Origin of the sequence: Pseudomonas sp., assembly GCF_028293835.1 — a bacterium.
Taxonomy (GTDB): Bacteria; Pseudomonadota; Gammaproteobacteria; order Pseudomonadales; family Pseudomonadaceae; genus Aquipseudomonas.
On record NZ_JAQGNX010000055.1, the window covers coordinates 1 to 8,175 of the forward strand.

Consider the following 8,175-nt stretch of genomic DNA (forward strand, 5'->3'; position numbering starts at 1 on the left):
CTGGTCGATCAGGCTTCGTTACCTGGCGCTCGGGCGCGTAATTTAGACAAGACTTAAAGGCGGGGCCAGGCTTGTGCGTACAGTTGCTTATGAAATAAACGTGCCACTTTGTTCAGTCTCGCCTGACGGGGCTCTAGCACCGTTGCGACGATGAGTTGTGCGCCCGATCAGGGCATAGGGTTCATGGCTTGCTTCGAAACCGTGCGTTTGTTTCTACTACTGTCTGCGCAACGGCACAATACCCACGCGCATGCCAAAGGGTTTGAATACACCATTAAGTGTCTGCAATGTCGGATTACCCTCATCCTGCTCAAGCTGCCTAAGGGTCCTGAGGGAGATTTTGCACATTCCGGCAAACTGTTGCTGCCGCAGTCCGGTGATCTCAGTGCGCAAACGCTTAACCGCTGAACCGATGCTGATGCTGCCCGTGAGCAACTGCTCTTGCAGTTCGCTCAGGATGATTCCGCGTTGTTGGATTTCATCGCTCATAGCAGGTTCCACGCAGTTAACTTAGCGTCCAGGCGGTTGAGTGCGATGCGCGGGTGATTCATCGTTTGTTCAGGCAAACCCAACGTTTGCAACAGATCAGGCAAGGCACGCAGTTGCTGGGCCGCTGTTCTTAGCGTTTCAAATAACTGACCGGGATCAGCCCATAAGGCCAGCGACTGACAAGCCGCGTACCAATCGACATCGCCCGCTCGTTCAATTTCATTTGGCCACTTGGTCGTGCGGGTGATGCCTTCTTCATCCATGACCATGGGCGCCAGGTCATAAATTGGCGCCAGCCTCAGGCGCTGCTCGTCGCGCAGAATGGCGGTGTTGCGGCCGTGATTGTCACTATTACCCAAGAGTTGATTAATCAAATCACGGCGCAAGTAATCGTTAACAATGGACTCGATTTCCGCCTGCTGACCGGCTCCTGTCCACGCCTTACTCAATGCAGCTACGGCATCGACATGGGACATATAGCTACCGGGGCGAGTAACGCCGGCCAATGAATAAATTGATTCCACGGCAAGGCGAGTGACGCCATTTGCGCCGACTCGCCGGTCAAAGCGCTGCATCCACAAGCTGGGTTTATGCGCTTCCTCCAGGCTCATGCCGTCGCCGGTAATAGTGTGGATGCCCAATTGATTCAGGGCTTGGTAGTAGCAATATTCACTGCGCAAAATAGTGCAGTCAGTTTGACTGGCTTTATTTCGGGCAAATTTTACAAACCAATGCTGTTGAACCTGATCATCAGCCAAGGTGGCATCCGGGTGCAGTAAGCCTTGTCGATCTTCGGCTAGCAGCAACTTTGGCGCTTCACCCCCCGCCCCGGTCGCGCCGCCAATGGCAGCCCCTTGTTCATAAGCGTATTCAAGAAATCGTGTGTCGCGATTGACCACTTCGTCCCGTCGAAAGCCGATACTCGGGCCTGAAACTAAAGCCTGGACCGATTCCTTGATTCTTAAATGTCCAATCGGCGCTGGCGTACAGCGTCCCAGTAACAGCAGATCGGCCTGGGTGGTTTCGCCCTCAGCGACAGTCATGCGTTGCAGTAAAAAACGACGCGCAGCCCCAGAGGGGAGAATGTCGAGAAGAAAAGCAGGGCATTGCGTTGTACGGTGCAAATCCCATCCCAGTGGGATCGTGGCGCTAACCGATTGAGCGGTGCGGCACTCCAGATTGGAAAGCTGGCCGATGAGGTAGGCCTGCTCGTATGCAAAGCTACAGGGACTGGCCTGACCTTTTTCTGGATTATCGAACGTCAGACGCATCGCATCACGCCATTGGCCGCTCAAAAACAGTTGAAGCGTCAGGTTATACATTGAGGAAGCTCGGCATTTTAATGCCTAAATCTTAGGCCAAAGACGGATAAAAGGCAATTTAATGCCTTTTAACTTCAAAAATATCCACCAAGCGGCAATAAAATGCCGTATTAATGGTAGGAGCGAGGTGTTGGCGAGACAGGCGACGCGGTACATTTGATGCGCCACGACGCTGCTGATTTCGCCAACAAGTTGGCTCCTACAGAGGATTGGCGTTAAAGCGTCGAGAGCAACGTGCTGTTGGTCCTTTGCCACTCGATGATATCGAGGCGGATGCGCTTTTTGTCCAGCTTGCCGACGCTGGTCTTGGGAATTTCAGTAACAAGCGCAATCTGGCTGGGGATCGCCCACTTGTTGATGTGTCCGGTATCGACAAATGGCTTCAAGTGATCTTTCAGTTCCCTGGCGCAAATACTGTGTCCGTCGCGAATCACCAGCAGCGCAAACGGCCGCTCGCCCCACTGTTGATCGGCGATGCCCACTACCGCCACTTCACGCACAGCCGGGTGACGGCTGACCAGGTCTTCAAGGTCCAGTGACGAAACCCATTCGCCCCCGGTTTTAATCACGTCTTTGATCCGATCACGAATATCGATCACGCCCATGTTGTCCAGGGTGGCCACATCGCCGGTGTGCAGCCAGCCGCCGGCCCACAATTCGGCGCTTTTCTCCGGTTCACGGTAATAGCCTTCCGTCAGCCACGGCGCACGCAGTACCAACTCGCCTTGGGTTTCCCCGTCAGCGGGCAGGAATTTACCATCTTCATCGACAATCGCGGCGTCAACCAACACCCCAGGAACACCAGCTTTAATCCGGTAAGCCGTTTGCCCATCGTCGCTGCCTGCGAGTATTTCTTCGTTCAGATGCGCCACCGCCACCAGCGGGCAGGTTTCGGACATACCGTAGGCGGCCGTCAGTTGGATGCCTTTGGCTTTGGCTGCGCTATAGGTGGTGCGGTTCAGTGCGCTGCCGCCAATGATAATTTTCCAGCCGCCGAAATCAACGTCTTGTGCAGCCTTGGCGTTGAGGACCATCTGCAGAATGGTCGGCACACAATGGGAGAACGTAACCTTTTCCTTGCGCCATAACTCAACCAGCATCTCTGGATCGTAACGACCGGGATAGACCTGCTTAAGCCCCAGCATGGTCGCGACATACGGCACGCCCCACGCATGCACGTGAAACATCGGGGTGATGGGCATGTACACATCGTTGGTGCCCAACAAGCGCACGCTGTCGATGCACCCCATGATGGTCGCGACCCCCATGGTGTGCAGCACCAATTGCCGGTGCGAGAAATACACGCCCTTGGGATTGCCAGTGGTGCCGGTGGTGTAAAAGGTCGTGGCGACGGAGTTTTCGTCAAAATCCTCGAATACATACTGGGTACTGGCCGCCGCCAGAAGTTCTTCGTACTCGCCGATCAGGTTCGGCAACTCAGCGGTTTTGTCCGTAGCATCGGTGAGCAGCAGGGTTTTTTCGACGGTGGTCAGGTGCGGGGCCAACGCGTTGTAGAGATCCACGAACTCGCTATTGACCAGCACAAACTTATCCACCGCGTGGTTCATGGTGTAGAGGATCTGCTCTGGTGATAACCGCACGTTGACCGTGTGGACCACCGCGCCGATCATTGGGATGGCGAACATACACTCCAGATAACGGTGGCTGTCCCAGTCCATCACCGCCACCGTATCCCCCGCCTTCACCCCGGCATTGGTCAAGACATTGGCCAGACGAGCAATACGTTCGCTGAGGGTTGGATAGCTATAGCGCACCGTATCGCGGTAGACGATTTCGCGAGTTTTTTCATAACGGCTACCTGACATCAACAACCGTTTGATCAACAACGGATACTGGTAGGCGCTGTCAGCTGGGGCAATAACGCGAGTCTGCAACATACGAGTCCCTTTTCTGAGTGCACAGTCGTGGCTGGAAAAATATGCACTGTAGAAACGTTGCTCGCCAGCTAAATCAGCCGAAGGGATGATTTGGATCTGTAGGAGCAACTTGTTGGCGATGACTTGATGCGGTTTACCTGCTAAACCGCCTCGCCAACAAGCTGGCTGCTACAGAGGTTTTGCGCCCACTTGTGTCAATGAATCGAGGTAAACGCCAGCTTCACACCCAATGCGACCAACACCACACCCATGGTCCGGTCAAACCAGTGGCCCATCCGCGCGAATGCTGCACGCACCCGCTGTTGGCTGAACAGGCGCGCTACCAGGCAGAACCAGAGGCCGGTTGCCACAGCGAGGTACACGCCATACCCGGCCTGCACCAGCAACGGCGTGTGCGGGTTGATCACCACGGTGAACAACGACAGAAAGAACAACGTAGCTTTAGGGTTGAGGCCGTTGGTGACGAAGCCGCTGGTGAACGCGCCGCGGGCAGTACGTTCGCCTACCGGCAATTCAATCGGCGCATCGGTGGCACTGGCTGGTTTGGCGCGCAGGGCTTTGATACCGATGTACAACAGGTAGGCGGCGGCGGCCCATTTAAGGGCGTTAAACAGCACGATGGATTGCGAAACGATCAGGCCGATGCCCAATAGCGAATAGCCCACGTGCAGGAAAATCGCAGTGCCAACGCCCATGGCGGTCCAGGTACCGGCCTTGCGACCGTGGGTAACGCTTTCGCGCACCACCACGGCGAAATCCGGACCGGGACTGGCGACAGCGAGCAGGTGAATCAGGGCAACGGTTAGAAATTCCGTCCAGTACATGGGGCCTCCGCATCGGGCGTAAAAAAGGGTGTGAGCAAACGCTAAAGCGTTCGCCACAGTACGCCTTCATCGCTTGGCGCCATAGGTACAGTTGCGCAGCAACGGAGCGAAGCAGACGCGAGGCCGGCGTGAGCAAGCACGCCGGCCTCTACGAGCAGAACATCAGTCGGTATTGCGCTGGTTGTGGCTGGAAACGAACTGGCGAAAACGTTCGGTCGGCAGGCCTTCGAACAACTCAGCCGGTGTGCCTTGGGCGTCAACCAATCCGCCGTGCATGTAGATAACGCGGTTCGACACATGGCGAGCGAAGCCCATCTCATGGGTCACCACCAGCATCGTCCGGCCTTCCTCAGCCAGCGAGCGCATCACCCGCAGCACCTCGCCCACCAATTCCGGGTCAAGCGCCGAGGTCGGTTCGTCGAACAGCATCACTTGCGGGTTCATGGCCAATGCCCGGGCGATGGCCACGCGTTGCTGCTGACCGCCAGACAAATGCGCCGGGTAATGATTGCGGTGCTCGTAGAGACCCACTTTATGCAGCAACTGTTCGGCGTCGTCGATGCACTCGGCCCGTGGGCGCTTAAGCACGCGCATTGGGCCTTCGATGACGTTTTGCAGCACCGTCATGTGCGACCACAGATTGAAGTTCTGAAACACCATCCCCAACCGGCTGCGCATACGTTCGACCTGGCGCGCATTACTTGGCAGCAGCCGGCCGTCACGATGACGGGCCATTTCAATGGCTTCGCCGTCCAGGCTGATGGAGCCTTCGTCTGGCGTTTCCAGCAGATTGATGCAACGCAGAAAGGTACTTTTGCCCGAACCACTGGCGCCGAGAATCGAAATCACGTCACCTTTGTGTGCATCCAGCGAAATGCCTTTGAGCACATGCGCCGAACCGTAGGACTTTTGAATGTTACTCACCGACAGCGCGGTGTTTGATTGAGAAGTCATGACCAGCTCCGCGGCAATCAGGGATTAGTGGGTGATGTAACGGGCGTTTTTGACTTGGGCGATTTCGGCGAAACCCCCGCAGGACGTTCACGAAGGTGAGGCGAAAGGCGATATTCAATCCAGGCCACGGCACGCACCACCAGGAAATTCAGCACCAGATAAATCAGCGCGGCACACAGGAACACTTCCATGGTGCGATAGGTGCGTTGGATGATCTGCTGTGCGACGCCGGTAACGTCCCAAACGGTCACCAGGCTGGCGAGCGCGGTGGATTTGACCAGCAAGATCGCTTCAGTGGAGTAAGCCGGCAGCGCCTGACGCAACGTGACTGGGGCAATAATCCGGTACAGCAATGCCCACGGCGACATGCCAATGGCCTGGCCCGCTTCGATCTGCCCGTGGGGAACGCTGAGCAAGCCGCCACGAATGATTTCTGCGGTGTAGCCAGCGGTACACATGGCGAGGGAAAGCACAGCGCAACCGTAAGGAGATTTCAGCACGACCCACATAAAGCTGTCGCGAATCGCCGGGAATTGGCCAAGGCCGTAATAGATCAGGAACATCTGGATCAGCAGCGGCGTACCGCGAAAGATCATGATGTAAAAGCGCGCCGGGTAGCTGAGGACGGCCCAGCGACTCACGCGCATGGCAACGATGCCAAGGGAAAGGGTCAAGCCCAACACCAGCGAGCAGAAAAACAGCGTCAGCGTGGTGGGCAAGGCGGCCAGTAACTTGAGCATGGTGTCGGCGAGAAAGGCGAAATCGATCATTGGATATCCTCCCGTCTCAAGACTGTGTAGGGCTGCGGCGCTGCGTACGGCGCACGCGAGCTTCAGCGATATTGAAAATGCGACCCGAGAGCCCGGTGAGAATCAGATACAGCGCGCCGCCGACAATGTAGAACGTGAAATATTGCCGGGTAGAACCGGCGGCTACTTGACTGGCGCGCATTAACTCAACCAGGCCGATGACCGAAATCAGCGCCGAATCTTTCAGACTCATTTGCAGCACGTTGCCAAGACCTGGCAGCGCGTAACGCATGATTTGCGGAATCAACACACGCCTGGCACGCATGGCTTTGGACATGCCAATGGCCAGCGCCGCTTCCAGTTCGCCCTTGGGCACGGCAATAAAAGCGCCGCGATACACTTCTGCCTGATACGACGCAGAGATCAGTCCCACAGCAATGGCACCGACCAGAAACGGGGGAACATCAATGTAACCGTCAGCCCCAAACCAATGGCCGACTGCGGACACCACGGTCGCGCCACCGAAGTAAAACAGGTAGATCACCAGCAACTCGGGAATGCCTCGGAACAGGATCGAATACAGATCCCCCAAGCCCCGGAATATACGTCGGCGGGATAACTTGGCCGCTGCGATCACGCCCCCGATCAGGGCGCCAATCAGCAACGCTGCCAAGGTCAATAACAGGGTGGTGCCGGCAGCCTTGAGCAGCGCCATCCCCCAACCCGTTTCGCCGAAGCTCAGCATCTGCAAGAGATTCATATACACGTTCCTGCGAATAGCGTGTTTGAAGCCTGGCGCCGCTAAGGCGCCAGGTACGTCAGCATCAGGATTTCGGAGTCAAATCCAGCTTGAACCATTTTTCGCTGAGTTTTTTAACCGTGCCATCCGCCAGTGCTTCTTTCAAAGCCGCATCGAACTTGGCTTTCAGATCAGCATCTTTCTGACGGAAACCCAGCGCTTCGCCATCGCCCCAGATTGGACCGGCAATTTGTGGCCCGGTATAAGCCAGGTTTTTGTTTTCCGGTTTTTCCATCAACGAGTTCAGGAAGGTCACGTCGTCGAAGTCCACATCGATCCGGCCAGCCTGCAAGTCCAGAATCGCTTCTGCCGAGCTGCTGTATTCACGAATAGTGGCGACGTCTTTAAATTGCTCATCGATGAATGGGGTGTAAACCGTCCCCGAAGCAATACCGATGGTCTTGCCTTTCAACGCGGTGCGCAGTTCTTCAACGCTGGCGCGAACTTGTTTGGCGTCAGTGCCCAGGATGACACCGTTGGCCTGACCGGTCTTACCCGGCAGCAATTTCGCGTCCAGTGAGACGAAACTGGCAGGGGTACTGGCATAAGGAATGGAGAACGCCATGACTTGTTGGCGCTCCGGGGTGATCACGATAGCGTCCATCAGCACATCGAACTTGCCCGCGTTAAGGCTGGCAATCATCCCGTCCCAGTTCTGCACCACCACGTTGCATTTGATTTTCATGCGCTGGCAGAGGATGTCCATGAGCTCAGGCTCGAAGCCGCCGATCTTGCCACCCGGCAAGGTCAGGTTCCAGGGCTCATAAGCGCCTTCGGTAGCGATGTTCACCGACGTCCAGTCTTTGGCATGCACAACCGGCATAAACGCCAGCGCTGCTGCACTAACAGCTACGAATCCTAACCAACTGATTTTTTTCGTCATCGTCATCCTACCCGCCTAGCCAAATGAGAACGCTGTGTATATAAAAACCACAAATGTGGTCACCTATGCTTGTACATACAGGTACTAGCAATTTAAACGCCAACTCTGAAAATGCGTCTCAAAAAGTAACCGGGCCGCAGCCAGGCAGCTCTTGAGGCAGATTTTGACTGTAGCTGTTTCTGGGCGAGCATTGGAGAACGCACTAAATCGGGGACACGACGTTACTTTCCGAACCAAAAGTGTGCTTTGGCGGAATG

The 8,175-nt window shown here is 55.9% G+C and carries 8 protein-coding genes; all 8 read right to left on the reverse strand.

The window, feature by feature from the left end; all coding sequences use genetic code 11:
- Nucleotides 1-216: 216 nt before the first annotated feature.
- The 8 genes from JWR17_RS06460 to JWR17_RS06495 all read right to left on the reverse strand — a co-directional run bounded on the left by JWR17_RS06460 (nt 217) and on the right by JWR17_RS06495 (nt 7,924).
- Nucleotides 217-489, reverse strand: a complete 273-nt coding sequence (locus JWR17_RS06460; protein ID WP_299829475.1) for a helix-turn-helix transcriptional regulator — start codon at nt 487-489, stop codon at nt 217-219.
- A complete protein-coding gene (locus JWR17_RS06465; RefSeq protein ID WP_299829477.1) occupies nt 486-1,811 on the reverse strand; it encodes a HipA domain-containing protein in 1,326 nt (441 codons plus the stop codon). Before JWR17_RS06465 ends, JWR17_RS06460 begins: the two co-directional genes overlap by 4 nt.
- Before the next feature lie 215 nt (nt 1,812-2,026).
- The gene (locus tag JWR17_RS06470; RefSeq protein WP_299829479.1) at nt 2,027-3,709 is read right to left on the reverse strand and encodes a fatty acid--CoA ligase; all 1,683 of its coding nucleotides are present in this window, start codon (nt 3,707-3,709) and stop codon (nt 2,027-2,029) included.
- Between the two features lie 194 nt (nt 3,710-3,903).
- Nucleotides 3,904-4,533, reverse strand: coding sequence for a LysE family transporter (locus tag JWR17_RS06475; protein ID WP_299829480.1), 630 nt, complete (start codon nt 4,531-4,533; stop codon nt 3,904-3,906).
- 162 nt (nt 4,534-4,695) lie between these two features.
- Entirely contained in the window at nt 4,696-5,487 is a 792-nt protein-coding gene (locus JWR17_RS06480) for an ATP-binding cassette domain-containing protein (protein WP_299829482.1), read from the reverse strand.
- Nucleotides 5,488-5,504: 17 nt separating this feature from the next.
- Nucleotides 5,505-6,257, reverse strand: coding sequence for an ABC transporter permease (locus JWR17_RS06485; RefSeq protein ID WP_299829484.1), 753 nt, complete (start codon nt 6,255-6,257; stop codon nt 5,505-5,507).
- Between the two features lie 16 nt (nt 6,258-6,273).
- Entirely contained in the window at nt 6,274-6,996 is a 723-nt protein-coding gene (locus tag JWR17_RS06490) for an ABC transporter permease subunit (RefSeq protein ID WP_299829485.1), read from the reverse strand.
- Between the two features lie 64 nt (nt 6,997-7,060).
- Nucleotides 7,061-7,924, reverse strand: a complete 864-nt coding sequence (locus JWR17_RS06495) for a transporter substrate-binding domain-containing protein (protein WP_299829487.1) — start codon at nt 7,922-7,924, stop codon at nt 7,061-7,063.
- Nucleotides 7,925-8,175: the final 251 nt, after the last annotated feature.